36 protein-coding genes, 3 tRNA genes and 4 pseudogenes are annotated in these 24,232 nt (G+C 46.8%); 18 read left to right on the top strand and 25 right to left on the bottom strand.

Translation table 11 applies throughout. The features are described 5' to 3' along the window. Nucleotides 1-10: 10 nt before the first annotated feature. From cspI to EFER_RS22130, 3 genes are all read right to left on the bottom strand, one after another. Entirely contained in the window at nt 11-223 is a 213-nt protein-coding gene (gene cspI / locus EFER_RS22140) for a cold shock protein CspI (protein WP_000066495.1), read from the bottom strand. A 363-nt stretch (nt 224-586) separates the two neighbouring features. Continuing rightward, nucleotides 587-1,084 (bottom strand): DUF2514 domain-containing protein, encoded by a 498-nt coding sequence (locus tag EFER_RS22135; RefSeq protein ID WP_001071778.1) that lies wholly within the window; start codon nt 1,082-1,084, stop codon nt 587-589. Continuing rightward, complete coding sequence (locus EFER_RS22130) at nt 1,081-1,614, bottom strand: lysozyme (protein WP_001101174.1); 534 nt, start codon at nt 1,612-1,614, stop codon at nt 1,081-1,083. The genes EFER_RS22135 and EFER_RS22130 overlap by 4 nt, the downstream gene beginning before the upstream one ends. A gap of 113 nt (nt 1,615-1,727) precedes the next feature. Between EFER_RS22130 and EFER_RS23605 the strand changes: the two genes are divergently transcribed. After that, a complete protein-coding gene (locus EFER_RS23605; protein ID WP_001306174.1) occupies nt 1,728-1,988 on the top strand; it encodes a hypothetical protein in 261 nt (86 codons plus the stop codon). A gap of 163 nt (nt 1,989-2,151) precedes the next feature. Here the strand turns inward: EFER_RS23605 and EFER_RS24695 are convergent. Together EFER_RS24695 and EFER_RS22120 are read right to left on the bottom strand one after the other, a co-directional pair. Further along, nucleotides 2,152-2,487, bottom strand: a pseudogene (locus tag EFER_RS24695) (YdfR family protein); the annotation flags it as partial. 4 nt (nt 2,488-2,491) lie between these two features. Beyond that, nucleotides 2,492-2,707, bottom strand: a complete 216-nt coding sequence (locus EFER_RS22120; RefSeq protein WP_000839581.1) for a class II holin family protein — start codon at nt 2,705-2,707, stop codon at nt 2,492-2,494. Between the two features lie 218 nt (nt 2,708-2,925). On the opposite strand from EFER_RS22120, the gene ynfU reads away from it, so the two are divergent. Continuing rightward, a complete protein-coding gene (ynfU, locus tag EFER_RS24690) occupies nt 2,926-3,096 on the top strand; it encodes a putative zinc-binding protein YnfU (protein WP_001405948.1) in 171 nt (56 codons plus the stop codon). 363 nt (nt 3,097-3,459) lie between these two features. On the opposite strand, the gene cspB is transcribed toward ynfU, so the two are convergent. Next, on the bottom strand, nt 3,460-3,675 hold the full coding sequence (gene cspB, locus EFER_RS22115) for a cold shock-like protein CspB (protein WP_000066482.1): 216 nt from the start codon (nt 3,673-3,675) through the stop codon (nt 3,460-3,462). Between the two features lie 302 nt (nt 3,676-3,977). Between cspB and cspF the strand changes: the two genes are divergently transcribed. Further along, nucleotides 3,978-4,190 carry a cold shock-like protein CspF gene (gene cspF / locus EFER_RS22110; RefSeq protein ID WP_000087756.1) on the top strand — a complete coding sequence of 71 codons (213 nt, stop codon included), beginning with the start codon at nt 3,978-3,980 and terminating at the stop codon, nt 4,188-4,190. Between the two features lie 54 nt (nt 4,191-4,244). Beyond that, nucleotides 4,245-4,334, top strand: a pseudogene (locus tag EFER_RS24355) (hypothetical protein). Between the two features lie 271 nt (nt 4,335-4,605). Here EFER_RS24355 and EFER_RS22105 read toward each other — a convergent pair. From EFER_RS22105 to EFER_RS22060, 10 genes are all read right to left on the bottom strand, one after another. Beyond that, nucleotides 4,606-5,358 carry an antitermination protein Q gene (locus tag EFER_RS22105; RefSeq protein WP_001047084.1) on the bottom strand — a complete coding sequence of 251 codons (753 nt, stop codon included), beginning with the start codon at nt 5,356-5,358 and terminating at the stop codon, nt 4,606-4,608. A gap of 13 nt (nt 5,359-5,371) precedes the next feature. Next, a complete protein-coding gene (locus EFER_RS22100) occupies nt 5,372-6,361 on the bottom strand; it encodes a DUF968 domain-containing protein (protein ID WP_024256582.1) in 990 nt (329 codons plus the stop codon). Nucleotides 6,362-6,368: 7 nt separating this feature from the next. Then, nucleotides 6,369-7,166, bottom strand: a complete 798-nt coding sequence (locus tag EFER_RS22095) for a KilA-N domain-containing protein (RefSeq protein WP_001061398.1) — start codon at nt 7,164-7,166, stop codon at nt 6,369-6,371. Between the two features lie 19 nt (nt 7,167-7,185). Then, nucleotides 7,186-7,575 carry a RusA family crossover junction endodeoxyribonuclease gene (locus tag EFER_RS22090; protein WP_000767113.1) on the bottom strand — a complete coding sequence of 130 codons (390 nt, stop codon included), beginning with the start codon at nt 7,573-7,575 and terminating at the stop codon, nt 7,186-7,188. Then, nucleotides 7,572-7,898 carry a LexA family protein gene (locus tag EFER_RS22085; RefSeq protein WP_000210160.1) on the bottom strand — a complete coding sequence of 109 codons (327 nt, stop codon included), beginning with the start codon at nt 7,896-7,898 and terminating at the stop codon, nt 7,572-7,574. Before EFER_RS22085 ends, EFER_RS22090 begins: the two co-directional genes overlap by 4 nt. Then, nucleotides 7,898-8,392: a PerC family transcriptional regulator gene (locus tag EFER_RS22080; protein WP_015953975.1), complete on the bottom strand. Its 495-nt coding sequence runs from the start codon at nt 8,390-8,392 to the stop codon at nt 7,898-7,900. Before EFER_RS22080 ends, EFER_RS22085 begins: the two co-directional genes overlap by 1 nt. Then, nucleotides 8,389-9,330 carry a helix-turn-helix domain-containing protein gene (locus EFER_RS22075; RefSeq protein ID WP_000104982.1) on the bottom strand — a complete coding sequence of 314 codons (942 nt, stop codon included), beginning with the start codon at nt 9,328-9,330 and terminating at the stop codon, nt 8,389-8,391. Before EFER_RS22075 ends, EFER_RS22080 begins: the two co-directional genes overlap by 4 nt. Beyond that, complete coding sequence (locus EFER_RS23600; RefSeq protein WP_001250269.1) at nt 9,320-9,499, bottom strand: DUF4222 domain-containing protein; 180 nt, start codon at nt 9,497-9,499, stop codon at nt 9,320-9,322. Before EFER_RS23600 ends, EFER_RS22075 begins: the two co-directional genes overlap by 11 nt. A gap of 175 nt (nt 9,500-9,674) precedes the next feature. Next, nucleotides 9,675-10,226, bottom strand: a complete 552-nt coding sequence (gene ymfL / locus EFER_RS22065) for a protein YmfL (protein ID WP_048814586.1) — start codon at nt 10,224-10,226, stop codon at nt 9,675-9,677. Between the two features lie 37 nt (nt 10,227-10,263). Continuing rightward, nucleotides 10,264-10,464 (bottom strand): Cro/CI family transcriptional regulator, encoded by a 201-nt coding sequence (locus EFER_RS22060; protein ID WP_000205495.1) that lies wholly within the window; start codon nt 10,462-10,464, stop codon nt 10,264-10,266. Between the two features lie 98 nt (nt 10,465-10,562). Between EFER_RS22060 and EFER_RS22055 the strand changes: the two genes are divergently transcribed. Continuing rightward, entirely contained in the window at nt 10,563-11,189 is a 627-nt protein-coding gene (locus EFER_RS22055) for a LexA family protein (RefSeq protein WP_000450739.1), read from the top strand. A gap of 227 nt (nt 11,190-11,416) precedes the next feature. Here EFER_RS22055 and EFER_RS22050 read toward each other — a convergent pair whose 3' ends face one another. After that, on the bottom strand, nt 11,417-11,932 hold the full coding sequence (locus EFER_RS22050; protein ID WP_000559917.1) for a hypothetical protein: 516 nt from the start codon (nt 11,930-11,932) through the stop codon (nt 11,417-11,419). Nucleotides 11,933-12,076: 144 nt separating this feature from the next. Here EFER_RS22050 and EFER_RS24350 point away from each other — a divergent pair. From EFER_RS24350 to EFER_RS22030, 6 genes and pseudogenes are all read left to right on the top strand, one after another. Beyond that, nucleotides 12,077-12,387 (top strand): annotated as a pseudogene (locus EFER_RS24350) (hypothetical protein). Nucleotides 12,388-12,401: 14 nt separating this feature from the next. Continuing rightward, nucleotides 12,402-12,764, top strand: coding sequence for a protein YfdP (yfdP, locus tag EFER_RS22045; protein ID WP_000135674.1), 363 nt, complete (start codon nt 12,402-12,404; stop codon nt 12,762-12,764). A gap of 65 nt (nt 12,765-12,829) precedes the next feature. Then, nucleotides 12,830-13,654, top strand: coding sequence for a YfdQ family protein (locus EFER_RS22040; RefSeq protein WP_000081304.1), 825 nt, complete (start codon nt 12,830-12,832; stop codon nt 13,652-13,654). A 128-nt stretch (nt 13,655-13,782) separates the two neighbouring features. Next, nucleotides 13,783-14,319: a 5'-deoxynucleotidase gene (gene yfdR / locus EFER_RS22035; RefSeq protein WP_000008231.1), complete on the top strand. Its 537-nt coding sequence runs from the start codon at nt 13,783-13,785 to the stop codon at nt 14,317-14,319. A gap of 234 nt (nt 14,320-14,553) precedes the next feature. After that, nucleotides 14,554-14,829, top strand: a complete 276-nt coding sequence (locus EFER_RS23580) for a hypothetical protein (RefSeq protein ID WP_071821821.1) — start codon at nt 14,554-14,556, stop codon at nt 14,827-14,829. 202 nt (nt 14,830-15,031) lie between these two features. Then, nucleotides 15,032-15,364: a FlxA-like family protein gene (locus EFER_RS22030; RefSeq protein WP_001317460.1), complete on the top strand. Its 333-nt coding sequence runs from the start codon at nt 15,032-15,034 to the stop codon at nt 15,362-15,364. A 260-nt stretch (nt 15,365-15,624) separates the two neighbouring features. Here EFER_RS22030 and EFER_RS22025 read toward each other — a convergent pair whose 3' ends face one another. The 5 genes and pseudogenes from EFER_RS22025 to holD all read right to left on the bottom strand — a co-directional run bounded on the left by EFER_RS22025 (nt 15,625) and on the right by holD (nt 18,754). Beyond that, on the bottom strand, nt 15,625-16,848 hold the full coding sequence (locus EFER_RS22025; protein WP_001218281.1) for a tyrosine-type recombinase/integrase: 1,224 nt from the start codon (nt 16,846-16,848) through the stop codon (nt 15,625-15,627). A 226-nt stretch (nt 16,849-17,074) separates the two neighbouring features. Next, nucleotides 17,075-17,143, bottom strand: a pseudogene (locus EFER_RS24875) (hypothetical protein); the annotation flags it as partial. Between the two features lie 90 nt (nt 17,144-17,233). Then, nucleotides 17,234-17,911, bottom strand: coding sequence for a pyrimidine 5'-nucleotidase (yjjG, locus tag EFER_RS22020; RefSeq protein ID WP_000870712.1), 678 nt, complete (start codon nt 17,909-17,911; stop codon nt 17,234-17,236). A 14-nt stretch (nt 17,912-17,925) separates the two neighbouring features. Next, nucleotides 17,926-18,372: a ribosomal protein S18-alanine N-acetyltransferase gene (rimI, locus tag EFER_RS22015; RefSeq protein ID WP_001092449.1), complete on the bottom strand. Its 447-nt coding sequence runs from the start codon at nt 18,370-18,372 to the stop codon at nt 17,926-17,928. Next, entirely contained in the window at nt 18,341-18,754 is a 414-nt protein-coding gene (gene holD / locus EFER_RS22010) for a DNA polymerase III subunit psi (protein WP_000204018.1), read from the bottom strand. Before holD ends, rimI begins: the two co-directional genes overlap by 32 nt. A gap of 102 nt (nt 18,755-18,856) precedes the next feature. Here holD and rsmC point away from each other — a divergent pair, with 102 nt between their 5' ends. The 6 genes from rsmC (at nt 18,857) to EFER_RS21975 (ending at nt 21,477) form a co-directional block, all read left to right on the top strand. After that, nucleotides 18,857-19,888 (top strand): 16S rRNA (guanine(1207)-N(2))-methyltransferase RsmC, encoded by a 1,032-nt coding sequence (gene rsmC / locus EFER_RS22005; RefSeq protein WP_001272310.1) that lies wholly within the window; start codon nt 18,857-18,859, stop codon nt 19,886-19,888. A gap of 181 nt (nt 19,889-20,069) precedes the next feature. Continuing rightward, on the top strand, nt 20,070-20,300 hold the full coding sequence (locus EFER_RS22000; RefSeq protein WP_000430081.1) for a CPCC family cysteine-rich protein: 231 nt from the start codon (nt 20,070-20,072) through the stop codon (nt 20,298-20,300). A 1-nt stretch (nt 20,301) separates the two neighbouring features. Continuing rightward, nucleotides 20,302-20,721 carry a hypothetical protein gene (locus EFER_RS21995; protein WP_000711193.1) on the top strand — a complete coding sequence of 140 codons (420 nt, stop codon included), beginning with the start codon at nt 20,302-20,304 and terminating at the stop codon, nt 20,719-20,721. A gap of 434 nt (nt 20,722-21,155) precedes the next feature. After that, nucleotides 21,156-21,242 (top strand) — tRNA-Leu (locus EFER_RS21985). Between the two features lie 28 nt (nt 21,243-21,270). Then, nucleotides 21,271-21,357, top strand: a tRNA-Leu gene (locus tag EFER_RS21980). 33 nt (nt 21,358-21,390) lie between these two features. Next, nucleotides 21,391-21,477: transfer RNA gene (locus EFER_RS21975), tRNA-Leu, on the top strand. Nucleotides 21,478-21,515: 38 nt separating this feature from the next. Here the strand turns inward: EFER_RS21975 and EFER_RS21970 are convergent. Next, nucleotides 21,516-21,752 carry a DUF1435 domain-containing protein gene (locus EFER_RS21970; protein ID WP_015953970.1) on the bottom strand — a complete coding sequence of 79 codons (237 nt, stop codon included), beginning with the start codon at nt 21,750-21,752 and terminating at the stop codon, nt 21,516-21,518. A gap of 140 nt (nt 21,753-21,892) precedes the next feature. Here EFER_RS21970 and fhuF point away from each other — a divergent pair, with 140 nt between their 5' ends. Then, a complete protein-coding gene (gene fhuF / locus EFER_RS21965) occupies nt 21,893-22,681 on the top strand; it encodes a siderophore-iron reductase FhuF (RefSeq protein WP_000331587.1) in 789 nt (262 codons plus the stop codon). A 59-nt stretch (nt 22,682-22,740) separates the two neighbouring features. Here fhuF and bglJ read toward each other — a convergent pair whose 3' ends face one another. Both bglJ and EFER_RS21955 read right to left on the bottom strand, forming a co-directional pair. Then, nucleotides 22,741-23,412 (bottom strand): DNA-binding transcriptional activator BglJ, encoded by a 672-nt coding sequence (gene bglJ / locus EFER_RS21960; RefSeq protein WP_015953969.1) that lies wholly within the window; start codon nt 23,410-23,412, stop codon nt 22,741-22,743. After that, a complete protein-coding gene (locus EFER_RS21955; protein ID WP_000936673.1) occupies nt 23,370-24,095 on the bottom strand; it encodes a helix-turn-helix domain-containing protein in 726 nt (241 codons plus the stop codon). Before EFER_RS21955 ends, bglJ begins: the two co-directional genes overlap by 43 nt. Nucleotides 24,096-24,232 lie beyond the last annotated feature (137 nt).

Below are 24,232 nucleotides of genomic sequence, written 5' to 3'. Positions count from 1 at the left end.
ATTTTCTACCTCAAAGTGCCACTACATGAACAGCCGCGGGGCCTTTAGGTCCGTTCTCAATACCAAATTCGACTTCCTGATTCTCAGTTAACGTTTTGAAATCGTTGCTCTGAATAGCTGAGAAATGGACAAACACATCTTTGCTACCATCTTTCGGCGTGATGAAACCAAAACCTTTTTCAGGGTTAAACCATTTCACTAAACCAGTCATTTTGTTAGACATCATTATTACCTTTTGAAGAAGTTAGCCCTTGGGCAGAATGGTCCGAAAAAAAATATCAGAGAGAAAAACCAACAAGGAAATCTCAAGAGGTACAAATAATAAAATTATAACAATGACTGCTTCAGATAATTTTGTAACAAACCAGAACACCATTAACGCATGATTAACCAACCATAGCAAGGATTACTTTTGTAAAGAAAAACACACGAATGAAACAATAGCTTTATTTATTAATAAAACGTGTCATTCTGTCTAATGACCTTTTATCTTACCCTTAAGATTTCAAGGATTTTGACTCATGGAAGAGTCCTTTTTATTTAAATTTCACATTCAGCGCTAAAAATAATCCGATTTAATATTAATCTACATCTGATATTTTTTATCTCTTAAAGATTCATAAATCCGTTGACAAGTCACTCCTGCGATGTAGCGTTTGTCAGCAATTTCAGCATAAAGCTGAGCTTCTGCTGCAATATCTCCGAGCATGTTGGTGAGCATTCCTTCGGCGGCTTTGGTTGTTTTGCCTCTGACGGCAGCGGCAAGATTTGCGGTATGCTGCGCTGCGTCAAGGCGTATGGCATATTTTGTTGCTTCGGCACGCAGCTGGTTAACACTATCAGACAGATCAGCAGCCCTGGCAGAAATTTCAGCGGCTTTCTGTTGTGCATCTTTAACAGCCTCATCACGGGATATAGTTCGCCCCTGTTCAATTATTCGAGCAGCAAATTGGACATTTACCTCTTGAGATAATTCGGCAGCATCACGCTCCGCCCATTTTTTTTGCCATCCTCTGTCGCTCCAGACATTACCTACGACAAATCCTACCAACACGAGCAAAATCACCGTGAATATCTGATTCACTGTTCTATCCCCCAGCAGGTTAATGCACTCTCCTGGTCACGACGAATAACCTGACCGTAACAATTATTTGAACGAATGCGGCAATCACGTCCACCGTCCTTTATCCACCAGCGAATCGCCTCGCATGCGCCTTTACGATCACCGGCATTAAGCCGCTTATAAAACGTCGACGGAAAACACTTACCAGGGCCAATGTTATAGGGACAGAATGACGCGATACCGACTTTCTGTGGCTCGGTCAGTGGAACTTTTATATTGCGCTCCACCCATGCCAGCGCCTTATCCCGCTCAATGGCGTTAACCTGGGCGCATTTTTCCTTCGACAGTTTCATTCCCGGAATAACAGGTTTACCGTCCACCATCGTTGCTCCCCGACAGATGGTCCATATGCCGGAGCCATCGCGGTATGCAGTGGTGTGATTCCCCTCTTTTTCATCCAGAAACTGATCGAGAATGTCAGGGGCAGGAGCACTGGCGGCAATCAGTGCCAGAACAGCAGCCGACAGGCTGTATCTGATTTTTACGTTCATGGATATTTATCAGGATTTATCGGCTTCAAATCCCCGGATATGTTAAATCTTACCTCACCAGTGATGGGCAGTGGCGGGAGGAGGATGTCAATCTGATAAACACAGAGGTGACTATGGATTACACAAATCTACCAAAACAAACTTTTGCTGATTTAATCGCACTCAGGCAAGCAGTCGTAGCTCTAATCAACTTGTTGCCGGAGAAGGAAAAGGAATTAGTTAAAGCGCTTCTTAACAGAACTGCCGCCGATTTTTCATCATATCCACTGACAGATGACCTTGCGGACCTTCCTGAATTAATTGCAGCGTCCGCCATTAAGCTTACTGAAGAGATTTACCCTCCTCAAAAATCTTCACAAAACTCCTGCGAGTAACTTCAATGCAATAATCGTAAAACGCCGCAAACTGCTCATCGCGGCGTTTTTTTTCATCTTCAGAAGGGATCAGCACCGACAATTTTTTATTCAGATCAGCGACGCTGCCCTCCAGTTTTTCAATGGGCGATTCAATATCATCTTTTTCTGACCGCAATGCCGTCGGCGGCGTCTTCAGAGAACCAGTAATTCTTCCCGGTAGCTTTCCTTTGTAGGTTATCCACACATTCTGCGCCTCTAAAATTATGGGGCGCTTTTCCGGCGACTGCTCATCCCCTACACATAACCCGGCAGCAACATCCAGGAATACCTGTCTGATTCTCATTCTGGCTGCTGCCTCATAAAACTCCAGCGCGGCACCTTCAACACGGTCCAGCGAGATGTCCAGGTCAAAAATTTCACCGTCAAAGCGTTTTTTGTCCCGTAAGGCTACAGTTACCGCCACTTTATTCTCAAAATTGCGGACTCCTTTCACAACCAGTTCATAGTCTTGTGTCATTGGATTACTCTCTTCTCGCAACCTTACGCCTGTCTTCTTTAATCTTGAAATAAAGGTTTGTCAGATACGTCAGCAGGCCAAAAACCAGACTACCCAGCACACCGATTGCAGCCCACTGTGACGGAGTTACTTTATCGAGTAACTGCAATGCCCAGAAACCAGCATTACCAGCCGATGTGCCATAGGCGATACCTGTTGTTAACTTATCCATTGATTTCATATCCTCACCCCGATGTACACAGATGGTGCAATATGTTTGAAAAGATCGGAGTCTATGGGTTAGTTTTTATAGCAAACGTTGTTCTCAACGGCGCTAAAAAACAGACACATTAAAAATGTGGGTAATTATTTTAAAAGAAAATCATATATTAAATAATAATACGAGATATGTTTTCATATTTAGTGTACTGTATACGGCCATTTATACAGGAAAAGCCTATGTCAGAACGTAAAGACTCAAAATCACGCCGTAATTATCTCGTTAAATGTTCCTGCCCAAACTGCACCCAAGAGTCAGAACACAGTTTTTCAAGAGTACAAAAAGGTGCCCTTTTGATCTGCCCTCATTGCAACAAAGTATTCCAGACAAATCTTAAAGCTGTAGCTTGATTGATTTTATTCGTAACAAGTATTTTTTATATTTTAATAACATATTTAAAGCAGATAATAAAAAACCCGCCTGAGCGGGTTTAATATTGTGGTACTTTTTGTGGGAGTCATCCACTTACGCACTTTGTTTTGCTATGCCAGCAGTTAGCTTCTGCTGTAAAACTATTCATGCAGCAAACCTGCACTTCACCACAATGGTTAGCATACTTTTCCTGATTAAGTTATTGCCAAATATGCTGGCCATTGTTTCATGTATTGGACCTCCTTACTATTTATTAAAGAGATCCAATATTCACCACTCTGTCTGTATCTCCACTCAGGCATCAGCCTTCTTCGTTATCGTATACAGACAAACTATGAATTTTAATCAGTAATTATGACATTTGCTGCTGCAGGACCTTTAGCACCACTCTCTACAGAGAAGGTAACCTTTTGACCTTCAAATAAGGTTCGAAAATTATCATTCTGAATCGCAGAAAAATGCACAAACACATCTTTACTACCATCAACAGGAGAAATAAAGCCAAAACCTTTATCAGCGTTAAACCATTTTACTAAACCAGTCATTTTATTTGACATTCTACATTCCTTAACTTGAGCCTTTCGGCATAAATGGCTTGTATAACAGAAACGACTTCGTACTTAATTGGAGAGACTCAAAGAAGGAATAAGTGAATAACACCTGAAATGAGAACTGCTTTAGTAAACTACTTCGTATATCGTCTGTTCTTCAAACCGACGCAATCATTAACGCATAGTTGAACATATGAAGCAATGTTTATTTTAGACATCCAGCCATCTTCAACCCCATCAAAAAACTATAGCTTTCTTCAGGAACGTGTGTATAGTGCGCCCAGTTATCAGTATTAAGGAATTTTTTTTTGTCCCGTAAAATGACAGGAATTGTCAAAACCTTTGACGGCAAAAGCGGCAAGGGTCTTATCACCCCATCCGATGGTCGTATCGATGTCCAGCTTCATGTTTCAGCGCTCAATCTCCGCGATGCAGAAGAAATTACCACCGGATTACGCGTGGAATTTTGCCGGATAAATGGTCTGCGTGGCCCTTCAGCTGCCAATGTTTACCTTTCATGAGCTATATTAAAGCTTTAATTTCAGGCCCCATCGAATCAAACATGGAGAGTTTTCATGAATAACCCCGTCTGTCTTGATGACTGGTTGATTGGCTTTTAAAGCTTATGCTGTACTTTGACCGTAATAGCTCTGCTAATAATGTAATATGCAGACTCATTGTATCTAGGGACATAGTACTGGAAGAAAACATTTTAAACATCAGGCAAAGTCACCCGATAAATAATAAGTAAACAAACATGAATCCCGGAATGAGATTCAACATCTCTATTACCCTATTTAAAGCACAAAAACCCGCTCATCAGCGGGTTTTCTACTTTTTCTTAACGTCGGGTATATAAAGCCCATCGTTGAAAAAATTTTATCCATATTTTTTGAAAAATGCAAGCATTACGTCGCCATCTTCGGCGAAAATCATTTATCTCGTCACTTTTCTTAATTGCACCTCAGCATATGCTTCTTCCTGCCAGCACTTTGTAACCAGTTTATCAATGACATCTGCATATCCTTTGTACCACTGATAATCAGTCAGGTCTGGTACCAGCTTCTGGACATGACACCGCGCCAGTGTCGTTGGTAAACGACTAAACCGGTTTCCATTGCAACGCCCACAAATCTTATAAACAGGCGCGCCATGAAGCCGGGTCCTTTTTTCATCCAGGACAATACCTTTACCCTTACACCCTCTGCACGCTGTGCTGACTTCTCCCTTACCATGACAATGCTGACATAGTTCCTTCACCCACTCTTCCTTGATAACAGACTCCCCGCTTCTGGAGTATTTCACCACTTCGCGCAATACATTATGAAATCCAGTACCAGCACAAGGCTCACAGCGAGCCTTACTTGCCGCAGACCTGGAATAATCAGCAAAGGCAAAACTCACAAGGTAAGGGATGATCTGTAACCGGATTTCTTCACTCAATTTGTTCAATGTCGGGTTATCCAGTGCCATCGCGTAATTGAGCAGACCTTCAATCGCAAACTGAGGATCCTGAACGCCAGCTTTTGCCAGGAATAAGGCAAACCCAAGCGGTGCTTTCGACTGCACCATCCCCTGCGCAGCCATCACATCCGTAATCGTTAAACCACCTGAGCCTGTCGCCGGTGCGGCATCACTCAATTTTGGAGATTTTGGGGAGTAATATTTTGGTAAGGCTTCAAGGTTCATGCTCGTTCTCCACTTACGCCAGTACGCCAATTGCCAGCGCACGATCGATAAAACGAAATATCAGCTCCAGTTGGGAGCCATACTTCTCTTCAAATGTCACGGTATCCGCATGCAGCTCGTCGTGATGCTTTCTGCACAAAGGCAACACAAAGAGATCATGCGCTTTTGTACCCATTCCACCCTGACCGTGGCCTATCAGGTGGTGGGGATCATCAGCTGGCTTTCCACAACATGCGCACGGCTGCGTCTTAACCCAGCGCGTGTACTTTTCATTAACCCAGCGGCGACGTTTGGGGCGTAACATAAAAGACTCCGGCGACTCCGGATCCACTTTCAGCGCCAGCACCTTTTTCGCTTTATCCTGGATGATGCTGGTGGCAGGAACCGAAGGCACAAGGTCACTTTCCCGGGTGACAGATGGCACAACAGGCTTCGGTAATCTCAGTGCCTTACGGGCTGCACTTTCCGGTAAGGCATCCGCCAAATCATTACGAACCAGCCACCAGCACAGTTCCGGTATTGTCACAACGTGACTGTCATCAAAACCGAGATCCCGACGCACGACAGACAACACCCAGCGGGCACAGTTATCCGTTGCCATTGATTCCAGCCGTTCCGTGAACTGGTCACGCAGCTGGTTATCGCAGTGCCAGCACAGACGAATTGCTCCCGGAGCGTGCCGCATTGTGGTCATGTTCTCGCTGTGCCAGTCGGAATGAGGCCACTGACAGCCCTTTTCACGAAGTAACCAGCTTTCAAGACATTCCACACCACCAGCACGACGGATCACTGCCTCATTGCGGAACACGGCCCGAACGGCAGGATCATCCGCCAGCGGTTGTGATGCCGCCGGAACGGCACCACTGGCGAAAGATGAATAACGTTCCGGCTCAGGCTCCAGCAGGACACGCCCCTGCATAAACAGGGGCATCAGCTCTGAACCTGGCCTGAACAATACGATCCCCATACGCGGGGCAATTTCAGGGGTCAGTAGTGCTCTCACGGTCACCTCAATGAACGGTATCGAGCAGCTTTAACAGCTCAGGGAATCGGGATTCGAAGAAATGCGGCTGCGTCTCGCGCGGATTTGCAGGACTGGTGATGTTCTTGCCGAACATGCAGCCTTTCGCCGTCAGCGACCAGAATTTTTTGATGTTGTTAATCGCGGTACGGCTGTATCGTTCGCGTTGTTCAACGATCCCCAGCTTCACCATCTGGTGATATGCCTGATTAGCCGTCAGGCGGATACCATACTGCCTCAGCAGTGCACTCAGCGACAGCGTGGGGCGACTTGAGCCATCGTGTGCATCAGCAGGAGCATCAATGGCATAGCGCGGTGCCAGATTCGGTAAGCCAACAGCCTCCTGGAGTTTCTGGCAGGCACCAAGCACTGAAGAGTTAGACAGGTTTAATTCCCGGCGCATAAAGTCCAGCAGAATCACACCAGCCTGCATCTTGTCAGCAGCCTGTCCGGATAATTTTTCCGGTGCGCTGGTTACCATGTCGAAAGTACGGATCACCTTCAGATGGAATGACGGGCTGATCCACATTGCATAGGCATACACCAGTTCTTTGCAGACATACGTCCCCTGGTTATTTCCGCCACGAATAACGTTAACTGGCTCTATATTGACCGAGTTGCAAATCTGCAACTCGCTTATTAAACGCTCAGTTTGCTCATTGCGGAGCCAGAATGCAGGCTTATGCTTATCCAGAGAACCAGCAGCCCTGTGCAGATCGTTCAGGCTGTAACGCCCATAAGCATCACGACGAACTTCAATACCATCAATAACCATCAGATTATTCATACTTCGTTTCTCCTCTTAATCAGGCGGCTGCACCCGCCGTTTTCTCGTACTTACTGATAGTGATCTCGACCTTCCCTTCCGGGATAACCGGTCCCCACTCCACCAGCATTCTTTTCACCTGACTGTCGTCTTCCCACACACCCGCGTGGGTCAGGGCGTCAAACAGCGCCTTGTTATAGTTGTCCAGATCGCGGATCCGGTTATCAGGAGGAAACAACACGATCTCCACTGAAGCAGGTGCCGACGTTGGTTTCGGCAGACGACGTAACTGCTCAACTATTGCAGCGCACGCCGCGCTCTGGAATTTTCGCCCCGCCGCGCTTATCAGGCTCTTACCTGCAAACGCCCCTTTGTTAGGGTGTCGCCAGTACGTGTTCACGCTGGGCGGGAAAGGCAGGATAAGCTTCATACTTTCAAGCCCCTTTCATGTAACCAGTGAGTTGCACGCAGCCTGGCGTATTCCTCACCGGCAAGCAGTGCGCGGATAATCCCGACCGCCTCGCTGTCGTCGTCCTTCACTGCGGTATGAAGCGTTATCCCCCGGGCCACGCCACGCTTTATTGTGATGACGCCTTTTTTCTCCAGTGCGCGAAGATGCTCCACCGCTGCATTCACCGAACGGTATCCCAGCATGGTTGCCACCTCCTGATTGGTTGGCGGGAAGCCACGTTCTTTCTGGTAAGAAATCAGCATATCCAGCACCTGCTGCTGGCATTGAGTTAACGTCGTCATTAAGCCCCCACGTAATTCCCTGACAGATACCACTCTTCACCCGATGCAGCGCGCTTGCTGCTTTTCCGTAAACACTGCTCACGACGCGCCAGAAAATTGTTTCGTTCTGGCTGGGAGTGGCTTTCACGGAATGCCGCCATCCACACCGTTGCAGCTCGACGGAATAAGCCCCTGGACTCCAGTTCTTCAGCCTGGCGGGTCAGGCACAAAATCACCCGGGGGTCGTTAGTGCCGACATAGAAATTGCGCACAGGTCTGGTTTCACGAACAGATTGTGGTTCCGGCTCCTGCGCTCTCTCAGTCAGGCGCGGGAAATGTCTGCGTGTATCTCCTTCACAACGGTGAGCCACACGCCCACTCTGACGTAACTTGCTTGCTGACTGCAGAACGCGCTGCCGTGAGTAACCTGCAAAAGCATCCGCAATGTCTCCGGAAGTACAGCCCGGATGGGCTTCAATGAATTTCTGAACGTCATTCAAAAGACTCATGATCACCCCCTGAATCCTGCCGGGATCTGGCTGTAGTCCACGTTGTCGTAACTGGCTTTGAAGTACGGGTCTTCACGTTTTTCTGTGTGCGTGCTGACGGACGGCGATAAGCGCAGGGAAAGCTCATCCCATTTTTCCCGCAACTTCGACGGGCTGAGCACGTTACGGCACCAGAACGGATCGCGGCTGACGCGGCTGTACATCTCGCAGATTTGTTTGTGAGTACGACCATCCTGCACACACATCAGGCGAATTTCGTTTGCCCATGCTGTCCAGTTCGGTTCTTTGGGACGAACCACCTCGCCGTCACATTCGGCGGCCTGCTCGTACAGGGCAATGATTTTTTTCCAGAGCCACTGTGCGCAGGTCAAATCATCCTGCGTTCCCCACTGGCGCTTTTTAGGGCTGAATACAACCGCATCAGGATGGCGAGTTAAAAAATCCTGTTCAGCCGTCTGCGTGTCCGGTTGCGAAGCGTCCGGACGAGAAGGTTTTTTATCTGACGGATCATGTTTTGATTTTACTGACGGATCCCCGCCAGATTCTGACGGGTGAAAACCCGCTTTTTTGCCAGATTTCGACGCATCAAATTTTGACGGGTCAGATTTTGATGCGTCAGATTTTGATGGGTCAGAATCTGACAGTTGAGAAAATGCCGCTGCCTGAAGCTTCGCAACGTTAAGCTGATAAACATTCGACGCATTGCGGTTACCCTGGCGACTCGCCTTACGCGTTAACCAGCCTTCTGCTTCCAGCCGTGCGATAGCCGTTCTGACGGTACTCATCCCCGCGCCAATCTGACGGGCAATGGTTTCAATTGATGGCCAGCACACACCTTCGTCATTACTGAAATCAGCCAGGCGGGCCATAATTGCCACGCTGGATAATTTCATGCCTGACGCTGCGCAACCATCCCATACATAGCCGGTTAATTTAGTGCTCATGACCGACCTCTATTTCCCTGAATTTACGACGAAACTGTTCGAGCGGGCTGAAGCACTCATGCTCATAGCCTTCACGGAGGTAGATAACCCGTTGTGTTTCCGGCTCCCAACGAATGACTCTGACGGGTACTCCGTAGTGATCTTTGAACCAGCGGTTAACTTGTCGCAAAGGACTGTCTCCTTCTGCCGGTTGAAATCACCCACAGCCCACTCAGCAAAGCTGTGGGTTACAATTTCCCTGTCACCTGGTACATTTACTGCATAGCAATACTCCACCTTCGCTTTTCCACCCGGTACAGGAAGCGCAATCAGTTGCGAGCGACGGTAGTGTATTGTTAAACTGTTCATGCGTTAGTTTCTCCACAGTCACGACACGCCACGGCGCCCGGAGCTGCACACTCGCGGGCGTCACTACTTTCTGAAACGCAAAAGATTTTGTAGACCAGTGCTGCATGCTCCTGCAGCTTCGAAATTGAGAGGTACAGCTCATCGTTAATTGCTGTCTTCTCATGCGGTTCCACTACACCGTCTTCAATTGCTGAACGAATCTGTTTTGAATAACTGCCGATCTGTTCAATGACCTCCAGCAGGCGTTGGTTGATATCGGCGTTGTCCACATCCTCGATGTCAGGAAGAGACACAAAGACGCCATTTGCAGACTGCGCCACAGCATCAGCAATGAAGTGAGTGCCACCAGCACGCTGTAAAACCATTGCCCATCCCAGCGGGAAAATCTGATCGCCATCTGCACGAAGGCGGTTGAATAAAGCGTTTTCTGTTACATCGAGCCAGTCAGCCGCTTCAGCGTAACCACCCGGCAACGCCGCGATAGTTTTTCTGACAGCTTTCACGTACCACACAGGCTGTTTTTCTATTTTCCAGTGATGATTACCCACGGTTAGCCTCATCGTTCTGTGGTTTCTGTTAATCGATTTATCCATTAGATTTTTCATAAAGCTCAGGTTTAAATAGCAAGCGTCCGCAAGTTCTATATGCAGCTTCTGCTGCACGTCCTTTTGGAATTAACCGGCCCGGACGGTTTCGCCACTGATAAACGGCTTCAGTTGTTATGCCGAAAAAAGCAGCAACTTTCTCAATACTGCCGAAGTAGCTTTCGATATCGTCAGTTGTCATACGCTCTCCAAAACTAAGTTTTATTAGATGTTAATTATCAATCTATCTTAGGTCAATAAAAACTAAGATTACTTAGCAATTCAAGAAATGGTGCTCCTATGGAAACGGTTGGTCAGCGTATAAAAGCTCTGAGAAGGGTTACCAGAACGTCCCAGAAAGAATTGGGTAAATTTTGTGGGGTAAGTGACGTTGCTGTGGGGTACTGGGAAAAAGACATCAATGTCCCTGGCGGGGAAGCACTTTCGAAATTAGCGAAGTTCTTTAATACGTCAATAGATTACATTCTTTATGGTGCTGAGTTTGAAGGCAAACTCGTCACAAACATGCGCAGAGTTCCTGTAATTTCGTGGGTTCAGGCTGGGCAGTTTACTGAGTGCAGGGCAGCAGAAGTGTTTAGTGAAGTGGACAAGTGGGTAGATACATCTTTAAAGATTGGTGATAACTCATTTGCATTAGAAGTTAAAGGCGACTCCATGACTAACCCTAATGGCCTCCCAACAATACCAGAAGGTGCAACAGTGATTGTAGATCCTGATGCAGAACCTCGTCATGGAAAAATAGTCATTGCTCGACTTGATGGAACGAACGAAGCTACAGTAAAAAAATTAGTCATCGATGGTCCTCAAAAGTTTTTAGTACCATTGAATCCCCGGTATCCCAACATCCCGATCAATGGTAATTGCCTGATCATTGGTGTAGTCAAAGGAGTTCAATACGAACTCTAGTACCTCCCTTCTCTAACTAAGGCACCAAGCTAAGAAAAGTTTGGTGTTTTCTCTTGCCTTAAAAACTAAGTTAAGTTAGATTCTATGTCAAAGATAACGAACAGGCAGGACGCCCACGAAGTAGCCGCCTGAGGCATATGAAGTCCTAGATGATTCGTTAGCAACAAAAAAGCGCCCTAGTGCACGCTTCGCTCTTTAACAATCTGGATATCCACAACAGTAGCAATCTACAGATTGCCGTTAAGTTTTCTGGACAACTCCTCAATGGATGGAGGCGATACGTAATCTGGATTTTTATTCATCAGAAACTTATTTTCACAGTGGAGGCACCTGCTTTTATGAAAAAGCTCATCTTCGCTAACCGGGAATGGTTGAAGTATCGATACTATCTTTTGTCCAAAACATTTTGGGCAAAGATGCATGGTTATGCTGCCACCGTTCACGATTACCTCCTTCGAGTATACAAAAGTACCCGACTCAAGTTGGTTAAGGATATAGCCTTCCGTCTGAGCCTCAAAGTTTTCGAATTCTGCAATTTTAGCTTTGAGAGAAGCATTTATTTCTTGATAAGAGCCCACCAGTTCAACGAGAGACACGCATTCGCGCTGAATAGACACAAGCTTTGAGTTCAGCTCACCAATAGCCGCATTTACTTCAGCTTGAGTTTTTGCCTCGTTCATTAGTTTTGCAATCTGGGCTATTTCACGAATAGCCGTCATTGCTGCCGTTAATTCAGCGATCACATTGAATACTCTTATTGTTGTTGGGGATATCCAGATTAACCGAATCCTTGTTGTTGGGGAATAACCAGGTCCACCTCGCCTGATGTGGCTAAAAGCAGGCACATAACAGCTAAGTATTTTCAACCAGAGAGAATCCTTAGCGTTGTGGTGAATGCGGCTCAGCGCACGCGGGTTAAGGTTGAGGCTGACAGTCGACCTTCTGTGGATACCCACCCGCCTGGTGTGCAACCTTCGCCAGGCACCGGGAGGCACCCGGCACCACAACTTTATGCTGTGTGTAGTCTTGGCGGTACCAGTTTGTACCCTTGCTTCCAGCTGGTACCGCTCTTTTTACAAAACAGAGAAGAGCATCACCGGACGACGGGCTCATAACCCAATCCATCCGGGCGGCTGCCACCGCAGGTGTTCTTCTCTGTTTTGTGGAGAAACCAACCGACCTTGCAGGGGCGATATGATGAGGAACAGCAAAATGGCTAGCGAACGCAGTACTGATGTGCAGGCATTTATCGGGGAGCTGGACGGCGGCGTATTTGAAACCAAAATCGGCGCAGTTCTCAGTGAAGTCGCTTCCGGTGTGATGAACACGAAAACCAAAGGGAAGGTCTCACTCAACCTGGAAATCGAACCATTTGATGAGAACCGTGTGAAAATCAAACACAAACTCTCATATATTCGCCCGACTAACCGCGGGAAAATTTCCGAAGAAGACACCACCGAAACGCCGATGTATGTCAATCGCGGTGGTCGCCTGACAATTCTGCAGGAAGACCAGGGACAATTACTGACTCTTGCCGGTGAACCTGACGGAAAACTCCGCGCAGCAGGTCATTAATATCGTTCTTAATTAACTGATTATTTATTTCATCACTGAATATCTTTATATAGTGAGGACTTATTATGTCTCAGAACTTAGACGCAACCGCAATTAATCAAATCCATGCTCTTATTTCTGCTCAGGGTGTTAATGAAATTATCAGTAAGATTGGTGCCGATGCTGTGGCATTGCCTGAGAATTTCCGCATTCATGATCTGGAAAAATTTAATTTAAATCGCTTCCGTTTCCGTGGTGCGCTTTCCACTGCCAGCATCGATGACTTTACCCGTTATTCTAAAGATCTTGCAGATGAAGGCACCCGCTGCTTTATCGATGCTGATAATATGCGTGCCGTCAGTGTGCTTAACCTGGGTACTATTGATGAACCAGGTCACGCAGATAACACCGCCACTCTCAAACTGAAAAAGACAGCACCGTTCTCTGCACTGTTGTCTGTTAACAGCGAGCGTAACTCCCAGAAGTCACTGGCAGAATGGATTGAAGACTGGGCCGACTACCTTGTGGGTTTTGATGCTAATGGTGACGCTATCCAGGCAACAAAATCGGCTGCGGCTGTCCGTAAAATCACGATTGAAGCAAACCAGACCGCTGATTTTGAAGATAATGACTTCAGCGGCAAACGCTCCCTGATGGAGTCTGTCGAAGCGAAGACCAAAGACATTATGCCAGTGGCATTTGAATTTAAATGCGTTCCGTTTGAAGGTCTGAAAGAACGTTCTTTTAAATTACGCCTCAGCATTATCACTGGCGATCGTCCTGTACTTGTTCTGCGCATTATTCAGCTGGAGGCTGTGCAGGAAGAAATGGCTAACGAATTTCGCGATCTGCTTGTTGAGAAATTCAAAGACAGCAAAGTAGAAACCTTTATTGGTACTTTCACCGCCTGATTTGATTACTGCAAATGCCCCTGCGGGGGCATTTATGGAAACGTAATTAACTCAATAATCGCCGGATGGTGAGGGCTTCCTTTTACCAGAATTCAGTGCGGTGCAGCGCAAATAACGTGGAGAACAAAATGTCATTTATTAAAACTTTTTCTGGGAAGCATTTTTATTATGACAGGATAAATAAAGACGACATCGTGATTAACGATATCGCGGTTTCCCTTTCAAATATCTGTCGCTTTGCAGGACATCTTTCACACTTCTACAGCGTCGCCCAGCATGCGGTGCTTTGCAGCCAGCTGGTACCGCAGGAATTTGCTTTTGAAGCGTTAATGCATGATGCAACAGAAGCGTATTGCCAGGACATCCCGGCTCCACTGAAACGCCTTCTTCCTGATTATAAACGGATGGAAGAAAAAATAGACGCCGTAATCCGTGAGAAATACGGGTTACCCCCGGTTATGAGCACACCTGTGAAATATGCCGATCTCATCATGCTGGCAACCGAACGCCGCGATCTCGGACTTGATGATGGCTCTTTCTGGCCTGTACTGGAAGGCATCCCGGCAACAGAGATGTTCAAAGTTATTCCACTGGCTCCGAGCCATGCCTACGGGATGTTTATGGAGCGCTTTAACGAGTTATCGGAGTTACGCACATGCGCATGAGTCTTTCAACCGAACAATCACTGGAGGGGCAGCAATGAACAACTTAATGACAACAAAACAAGTCGCCGAATTCTGTGGCGTTTCAATATCGACGGTGCTTCGCTGGAACAGCGTAAACAGGAGGACTGGCCAGAAATACAGACCAGATTTTCCAGATCCTGATATTAAATCCTGCCCAAATAAATGGGCATCACGCAAGATATATAGGTTTGCTGGAGTAATAGAGTAACAAACATTAGCTCAAATGAGAGCTGGCACAGATATGGCACAGACCAAACAAATCTGACTGTCTGCTCTGTGCCAGGAGCAGCCATTGCTAAGCCCATCCTGTATTGTGCAGGTCAGCTCGTTTTTAAAGAGTCCGGCCATCATCTTACTGGTACAGACACCATATACTTTGTGACGGTCAGGCTACATATGCACAACTCAACTTATTCATCTATTTTTTGCTTTAGCATGTCAGTGTTGCTTTCTCGTCGGCGGGTGAGCGGTGACCTGACCTGTCGATAAAGGAACGTAGCACGTTTTATGCAACACCCGCATGCGGCAGAAAATTATTGCCGAACGTTTACCCCTGTCAACAAGCTTTACTTTCTGAGGCGCGCCAGCCCGCGAGGAAAACAATCTGAACATCAAACAATTAATGACACAAGAAATACGATTAAAGATTTTTTTGTGCATGCCGATAGTGCTTTTTTAAAAGGAGAAATCTATGTCTGTCACAATTCAGGGGAATACCTCAACCGTTATTTCAAACAACTCCGCCCCGGAAGGAACATCAGAAATAGCCAAAATCACAAGACAAATTCAGGTGCTGACTGAAAAGCTTGGGAAAATCTCATCGGAAGAGGGGATGACGACACAGCAGAAAAAAGAAATGGCTGCATTGGTACAGAAGCAAATTGAAAGCCTCAGGGCTCAACTGGAGCAGTTGTTAAGGCAGCAGGCAGAGAAAAAGAATAAAGACGCGACAGTTCAGCCTGATAAAAAAGAAGAGAAAAAAGACGATACAAATACCGCTGGCACCATTGATATTTACGTCTAAGTGACAGCTGTATTGTGGCCCTCATCGGGCCACTTTTCGCCATCAGCCTTTTCTTTAAAGACATATTATCTTTGTATCATTTCTGATAGTTAACATTACAAGATATAAGTAATGGACGCACTCCCAATTAGTCTATTTAAATCGCCACGAGTTTAACTGACAACCCATGATCAATTATGAATTGCAACTATTTCTGTAGTCACTTTTGTGGGGACAGTCCACAAAACTGCCAACTTCCGCTTCTTGCTCAAAGCGGACTGTCAGTTGCTGTCTGAACCAGTACAAGTAACGATCGATTCAACTCTCTCCCACCATGCCTGGTAAGCTTTACGCTGTTCTTCTAAATAATCGCTCTTGTCATAAACCTGCCATACCCCTGGCAGTTTATGACCGAGCATTATTTCTGCAATATGAGGCGCAGTAAGATCAGAAAAGTTTGTTCGTGCTGTTCGTCTCAAATCATGAAGAGACCAATGGGGGAATTGATACCCTAAACGCCGCCATGCGTACTGCATTAAATTGTAAGGCAGCGACTGCAATGATGTCCGACCAACGGGTTCCCTACATCCTTCCTTAGTAAAAAGCATATCGGAACCATTGTTCATAGAGATAACGTACTTTATAAGCTCTTCAACCGGTTCAATAATGGGGCGCTTTAGCGGTTCACCTGTTATATCCCCTGTCTTATGTCGTTCTGGCGGTACAGTCCATACCTTATTAATGAAATCAAAATCATCCACCCTAGCGGTAATTAGCTCTGAACTACGGCAGCCAAAATGCAGCAATAGTTTAATGAAGGCCCGGTATTTAGGAACCATTCGAGAACCATCGATCGCAGCATAAAGGATTTTAATTTCATCATGTGTCAGAAACCGTTTCTTCTGACCTTTACGGATATCCATATCTTTACCCGTGATATCCGACAGCGGGCGAGTTTCAATAAGCTTTCTCTTATACGCCCAGACGTGGGCCTGCTTTGCGTTAATTAGCAATCGGTCTGCTATTGCAGGAGTCTTAGTGCTAAGAGGCTCCAGGACTTCTAACCAATCATGCAATGTAGCTGCATCGTGAGGGATATTCCCGATTTTAGAGAACAGGTGCAGCTCAAACGAGCGGAGTATCTGTTCAGAACCTTTTTTATTTTTTACACAATATGCTTCATACCAAGCACGGATCACAGACTCTACCGTCATGGCTTCAGTAGCTTTTCGTTTTTCAGCCTGCTTGACCAATCGTGGATTGCGGTTTGACTCGAGTTCACCACGAAGACGGATAACTTCTTCTCTGGCCTCTTTTAGTCCAGTTGCCGGGTAAGTTCCGATATCAAGACGCTCACCTTTCCCCGCCCACTGATAACGATATTGGAACACTACGCGACCTTTCGGTGATACTCTAACAGACAGACCATCACGATCGGATTTAACCAAAACCTTATCACGTTCCTTTCCAACGACTGAACGCAACCACGCATCAGACAGCGCCATTACTCACCTTGTACAAATCGCAAAACACCTCTGCTGCTTTGTACATTATGTACAAGCATATGTACAGATTTTTGATGAAAGCAAGCTGATCGATTTAAAGTTACATGAAAGAACTTTCAATTAAAGAAGCCACATAACTAAATGTATTTAAATGATTTATATAGCTCAACCTCAATTAACTGAAAGGATTTTGAAAGAGTAAAAGAGCTTTAATTTGGGGTTAATTATTGGGGTGAGAAATAATGGCAAAAGTGCGGCGCTTCGCCACCTCTTGCAAATAAGGAGACAACGTCATAATTCTTTCTTCTTGAGTAAGCGGCATCGCGCCGCGCTTGTTGAAAACGAAAAATTGCGGCTATTTTACCCATCAACGGGGGGGAGGCAATCAGTGTTTACACAGGAGCTGCTCCAGTTCGTGCAACGAAGAAACGGTCCAGGTAGGCGCGATGCCTTCTGGTTGCTCGCGATTGTGAGCATTCAGCCAGCAGGTCGCAAGCCCGGCGTTGATGCCACCGAGAATATCGGACTCGGCAGTGTCGCCAACCATCAGCACGCGTGAACGGTCAGGATTGCCCGCCTGTTCCAGCGCATAATCGAAAATTTTCTTATTCGGTTTGGCTACGCCAACTTCTTCGGAAATCACCAACAAATCGAAATAATCACGCAGGCCCGTGCGTTCCAGACGCACTTGCTGCAAGGCGCTAAAGCCGTTGGTGATGATGCCGATTTTGGCGTTGCCGCGAATGGCATTAAGCAGGGAAACCGCGCCCGGCAGCGGTGTGCAAATTTCCGCCATCGCATTAATGAAGGCCTCGTTGAGTTTACCTGGCTCGACGTTCAGCCGTTCGGCCCAGCTCTCAAAACGCCCGTGCTGAAGCTGTAATGAAGTGATAGCACCGTTTTGATAATCTACCCACAGGGGCTTGTTAACGGCCTGATAGTCCTGAAAATCTTCAGCGGTAAAAGTGACGCTGTAATCAAGAAACATCCGCTGCAGGCCGGTGAACGAGTCAAAGGTAAACAGCGTTTCATCGGCATCAAAGAAAATCCAGTCCCACTTCATTATTCCACCTTGTCTTACATACTGATTGGCAACGCCATGATGATGGCGTCTTCGCGACCGTCCTTGGTGGGGTAGTAATTGCGGCGAATCGTCGCCTCGTTAAAGCCTAAACTTTCGTACAGGGCAATGGCGGCAGCGTTTGAGGCACGGACTTCCAGCCATAACGTCGCCACACCGCGTTTTTCCAGTTCGTCGATCAGATGTTCCAGCAGCGCCCTTCCCAGCCCCTGACGCTGATAGTCGGGATCGACCGCAATATTGAACAATGTAGCTTCATCCAGCACCACTTGCGTAATCGCAAACGCCGCCATTTTGCCGTTTTGCGTTAACTGAAAGTTGAGATAACGCTCGCCCTGATTACTGGCAAAGGTTTTTTCACTCCACGGAAAGGCGTGGGCGCGTTGTTCAATGTGGAAAGCCGCTGGTAAATCAGTCGTTTCGAGGGAAGAAATCGTGTTCATATGTGCAAATTTGTTGCCATAACGCGGCGCGTGCCGTTGGGTTTGCCCGTAATTCGGTGAGCGCCGGTGATGCCACCTGAGCGCCTTCCAGTGATAGCGGTTCGTCAGTACCCAACCGCCAGCTGTTGCAGCGACTGCCTTGCGGCAGCATCGCGATCTTTTCTGGCGTCAGTTGCAGCACCTGGTCGGGGCTGACGGTTAATGCGCGCAGAACGTCGCTCACTAAAGGATCAGTCAGGGCGGGAAGATCGTTTGCCACCATCACCAGACGGACGTGTGCCGGGATCGCAATGGCAATCTCCCCCTGCAACGCGCCAGGGCGACGCAGCGACCACTGGGTAATGCCCAGTTGCTGTAACTGCCAGTCTCGTCGGGATGTCATAGCGAATCGCTCCTGTTGTCAGGGGCGCAAATATAGCAAATTCGTCGATACCGCGCCAACATATGGCTATAATCGCCGCCAGTATCAATTGAGGAGCATTCCATGTCTGCATTTACCCCGGCAAGTGAAGTCTTGCTGCGTCACAGTGATGATTTCGAACAAAGCCGTATTCTGTTTGCCGGAGACTTACAGGATGACCTGCCCGCGCGTTTAGATACCGCGGCCAGCCGTGCTCATACCCAGCAGTTCCACCACTGGCAGGTATTAAGCCGCCAGATGGGTGATAACGCCCGTTTTAGCCTGGTCGCCACGGCGGATGATGTCGCAGATTGCGATACGCTGATTTACTACTGGCCGAAGAACAAACCGGAAGCCCAGTTCCAGTTGATGAATTTACTTTCTCTGCTGCCGGTGGGGACGGATATTTTTGTCGTTGGCGAGAACCGAAGCGGCGTGCGCAGCGCAGAGCAGATGCTGGCAGATTATGCGCCGTTGAATAAAGTCGACAGCGCCCGTCGCTGTGGCCTCTATTTTGGTCGTCTGGAAAAGCAGCCGATGTTTGATGCCGATAAATTCTGGGGCGAATATAACGTCGATGGCCTGACGGTCAAAACGCTGCCGGGCGTGTTTAGCCGCGACGGTCTGGATGTCGGTAGCCAACTGCTGCTCTCGACGTTAACTCCGCACACGAAAGGTAAAGTGCTGGATGTCGGCTGTGGCGCGGGCGTGCTTTCGGTTGCCTTTGCGCGCCATTCGCCGAAAATTCGTCTCACGTTGTGCGATGTTTCTGCGCCAGCAGTTGAAGCCAGCCGTGCAACACTTGCTGCCAACGGTATTGAAGGTGAAGTCTTTGCCAGCAACGTCTTTTCCGAGGTGAAAGGTCGCTTTGATATGATCATCTCCAACCCGCCGTTCCACGATGGGATGCAAACCAGCCTGGATGCGGCGCAAACGCTGATTCGCGGCGCGGTGCGTCATCTTAACAGCGGCGGCGAGCTGAGAATTGTGGCGAACGCCTTCCTGCCTTACCCGGACGTGCTGGATGAGACATTTGGCTTCCACGAAGTGATCGCGCAAACCGGGCGCTTCAAGGTGTATCGCGCCATTATGACCCGCCAGGCGAAGAAAGGTTAAGTATCCCCATATGAGCCCGATGAGTTTGCACATCGGGCATATGACTGTTTTTTTTACTCTAAGAATGCGGCGGTTAGCACCTTTTTTCGGTTTAATCGGTGCCTCACACACTTAATAAGCATCCTTTCAACAATCAAGCATGTGTACTATCTCTTTGCGCGAATTCAAGGATAATCATAATATGGAAAATAACTCATCAATGTCTGGTATAGCTTGTAATGCTTGCGGGTATCTTGTTTTCGCCAGCAAGGAAGATGCTTTTTTTGAGATCTGTCCCGTATGCCACTGGCAGAATGACGGTAAGACAGGCGATCAGTACAGTAGTTGTAACCACGCCACACCGAATGAATATAAAAAAACGGAAATTTTTCAAAAACAAATAGCGCAAATTGTAATTAAAAGCAAAAAATAAAATGAAAAAAGATTACGCATACGCTATTGAATTGCCTTACTGGCAGGCACCAAATGATTATGTTCATATTGAAAGTATTGGTGATTCATTAATAATCAGTTTTCCTCTCTGGAGAGCTTCAACAAAATACTCCAGATTTAAGGGTGTTGTTGAATTTACAGAAGTATGGGCTACGCGTTATGAACGCAATAAAGATCGCAGATACTATACTCCTTGTGGTGAGAATGACTTTGCTTCATGTTACTGGGTAGTCCCGGTGTCATCATGGCTGGAAAAACTCGAGAACGAAAGAACAGAGCATTTTACTGACTGGAAATTATATGACTCAGGAACATACACGCATTACATTGTCCAAAGTCATGACTTCTACATTGAAATCATTGCTAAAAAAATCACTATCTCACGGAAGTTAAAAAAATGATGCTACATTGCCAGAGCAAAACTCCCGGATTATCATACTACGTTTATTGATAATTTTGACATCCTTTGTGATGAATACTACACAAGGGATATTGAAATTGAGTCTGAAAAATATTGCGAACGAGAATTCACGCAACAGTACCCGCATACCGTGTCGGATGCGGCGTGAACGCCTTATCCAACATACAAAACCTGCACGTTAGCCCTTCGTAGGCCAGATAAGACGCGCCAGCGTCGCATTTGGCATCTGTGCCTACATGTCGTGTCAGGTAAGGCCTGAACGCTTTATCCGACCGACAACCGAATTATCCACAATCCGCCGATGGCCATTTTTCCAGCAATTACACATCTGGCGATAATTAACTATTGACGAAAAGCTGAAAACCACTAGAATGCGCCTCCGTGGTAGCAATTCTTTTTAAGAATTGATGGTATGCGAAGGTGGCGGAATTGGTAGACGCGCTAGCTTCAGGTGTTAGTGTCCTTACGGACGTGGGGGTTCAAGTCCCCCCCCTCGCACCAAAAACCACGTTGATATTGCTCGCACTGGGCGAAGGTGGCGGAATTGGTAGACGCGCTAGCTTCAGGTGTTAGTGTTCTTACGGACGTGGGGGTTCAAGTCCCCCCCCTCGCACCAAACGAGGCGATATCAAAAAAGTAAGATGACTGTGCGAAGGTGGCGGAATTGGTAGACGCGCTAGCTTCAGGTGTTAGTGTCCTTACGGACGTGGGGGTTCAAGTCCCCCCCCTCGCACCAATTATCTTTACTTCCTTCCTTGTTTCTTCCCTGTTTTGTCATCCCTGATTCAAATTCATTATCATCAGCATGATTCCAGCAATAAGCACCAGGCACGATGGTAGCAAAATGTAATGCCGTAACTGTTTGTGATACAACATCACCGGCGTCAACACCAATCCCATCAGAATGACAATCCGCCACTGATCCGGCGATAAATCCGCATACGTCAGCCCTGCAATCAGCAATCCTGGCAGAAACACTCCCCAGCCACTGCCCAGCATACGTTGCAACATGGTTTCATCTCTTTCACTGATAATGATAACCAATATCATATGATAATTTTTATCATTTGCAAGTCAGAGAAATCCCTTGCTATCGAATAAACCTATCGCTAGGATTAGCAATCATTATCATTTAGATTACCATCGCGATTATGGCCTATCGTTCCGCACCGCTCTATGAAGATGTTATCTGGCGAACGCATCTCCAGCCGCAGGATGCTGGGCTTGCACAAGCCGTACGTGCGACGATCGCCGAACATCGAGAACATTTGCTCGAGTTTATCCGCCTGGATGAACCCGCCCCGTTTAACGCCATGACGCTGGCGCAATGGTCATCACCGAATACGCTAAGTTCTCTACTGGCGGTCTATTCCGATCATATCTACCGCAATCAACCGATGATGATCCGCGAGAACAAACCGCTGATCTCACTATGGGCACAATGGTATATCGGCCTGATGGTGCCGCCATTAATGCTGGCGCTGCTGACGCAGGAAAAAGCATTAGATGTGTCGCCGGAACATTTCCATGCTGAGTTTCACGAAACCGGACGCGCCGCCTGTTTCTGGGTCGATGTGTGTGAAGATAAAAACGCAACACCACATTCGCCGCAGCAGCGAATGGAAAAGTTAATCAGCCAGGCGCTGGTTCCGATTGTGCAGGCATTAGAAGCAACGGGAGAGATTAACGGCAAACTTATCTGGAGTAATACCGGGTATTTGATCAACTGGTATCTGACTGAGATGAAGCAACTGCTCGGCGAGGCGACGGTTGAATCGCTGCGCCATGCCCTCTTTTTTGAGAAAACGCTTACTACCGGTGAAGATAATCCACTCTGGCGTACCGTGGTGCTGCGCGACGGCCTGCTGGTGCGCCGCACTTGCTGCCAGCGTTATCGCTTACCGGATGTGCAGCAATGTGGTGACTGTACGCTGAAATAACTGAGGGTGAATATTTGCCAGTAATCGCGCTGCCGGGTCAACTTACCCGGCATTATCGTTTAGACTGCAGTTGGTAATGCACTTTCGGATTGCGTGCCGTGCATATAAAGAAGAATATCGGCGGCATCAAGTAGGCCAGCATCAGAATTGACACCCAACTTCGCCATTACGTTAAATTTATGCGCCCGAATTGTTTTAATATTACGTTTCAATTGTGCAGCGATTTGTATCATTGAATATCCATGCGACATATAATGTAATATTTCACGCTCTGTAGGGCTTAACATGTCGAGATACCACGGATTTCCTGCGCTATCTTTTTTCTGCCGTATACAGGTTAACGAGTTATAAAGATCCTCTTGCAATACCCGTAATGTTGAAGCCTTACTTAAAACCCCATCGAGCGGTGATGGTGATAATGAATTAATTAAGCGCGCTTCCATATCATCATCGGCAATAACCAACCGCCGCATACGCGGATTTTTATTTGCCAGTTCATTCAGGTAAGACAACCCCACTCTGCGTTCTTTACGAATAGCTGAGAGTGAAAAAATGACAGCCGAAAAACTTGTTGTCATCATCGCCATGCGAAAAGCATCTTGTGTCGAGTAGGTATATAACCTGTAAGGATAACCAGGGAAAGTATCAAATAAACTTTTAATACCCACACTGCTCATGACACACTTTTCTACAAGTGCGACATTTCTCTTTGAATTCCTGTTGATTTCCATTCCGTGGCTTCTCCGTAGACTGAAGGCAAGTTCAGCTCTCTGGCTCCCTGAGAACTATTGATCCATGCGTACATTTCAGCATTACTATGAATTGCTAATCGACGCATGGCGCTGTTTTTCTGGGCGCTAATGGTTTTATTACTCTTCTTTAATAAGGAGGCGATCTGATTGATTCCCCAACCTTTTCCAAGGAGCCTTAATACCTTCCGCTCTGAGAGCGTTAAAATAACGGGACGGAAACTGTAATCATGAGGTTCGTCAATAACCGGAGAAAGCAACGCTTTGCTGATTCTGTCGCCACGGAGATTACCGGTACGAATGGTTTTGACCAGGCTATCGATAGGTTCAACATCCGATAGCAGCGTCGCAGTCGGACACATCAGAAACTCGACCGCCTGCGCGTAATAAGAGCGTGATACCAGAAATATCCAGTGGATCTCGCGATATTGTGAAATTAAGGTATAAAATTGTTCGCAAATGACCCGGGGATTTTTACATTCACCCGTTAAATCTGCGATGGCGATATCTGAACGACGCAGTTGTAACAACGTGACTTCTTCTGGCGTTGAACTGAATGAGAGATCACAATCAGGAAAATGAGTGTTCATTATTCCTTTTAACCCGCTTTGAATAACAGGTATTTTGCTGATAATAATTCCATTTGTGCAGCATCCTGGCAACATATTTCCTCCCTGGTCTCACTGGTTTTGTCGTTAATCATGTTCCATAAATATATACATCAAAATGATGGAAATAATGAATTAATAGACTCCGTGAATAATTCGTCCGTAATATACCTTTTACTCGTCGATAATACTAC

Source organism: Escherichia fergusonii ATCC 35469 (assembly GCF_000026225.1).
GTDB lineage: Bacteria > Pseudomonadota > Gammaproteobacteria > Enterobacterales > Enterobacteriaceae > Escherichia > Escherichia fergusonii.
Note: the sequence above shows the minus strand (reverse complement) of the source record. Positions and strands in the feature narration are given on the sequence as shown.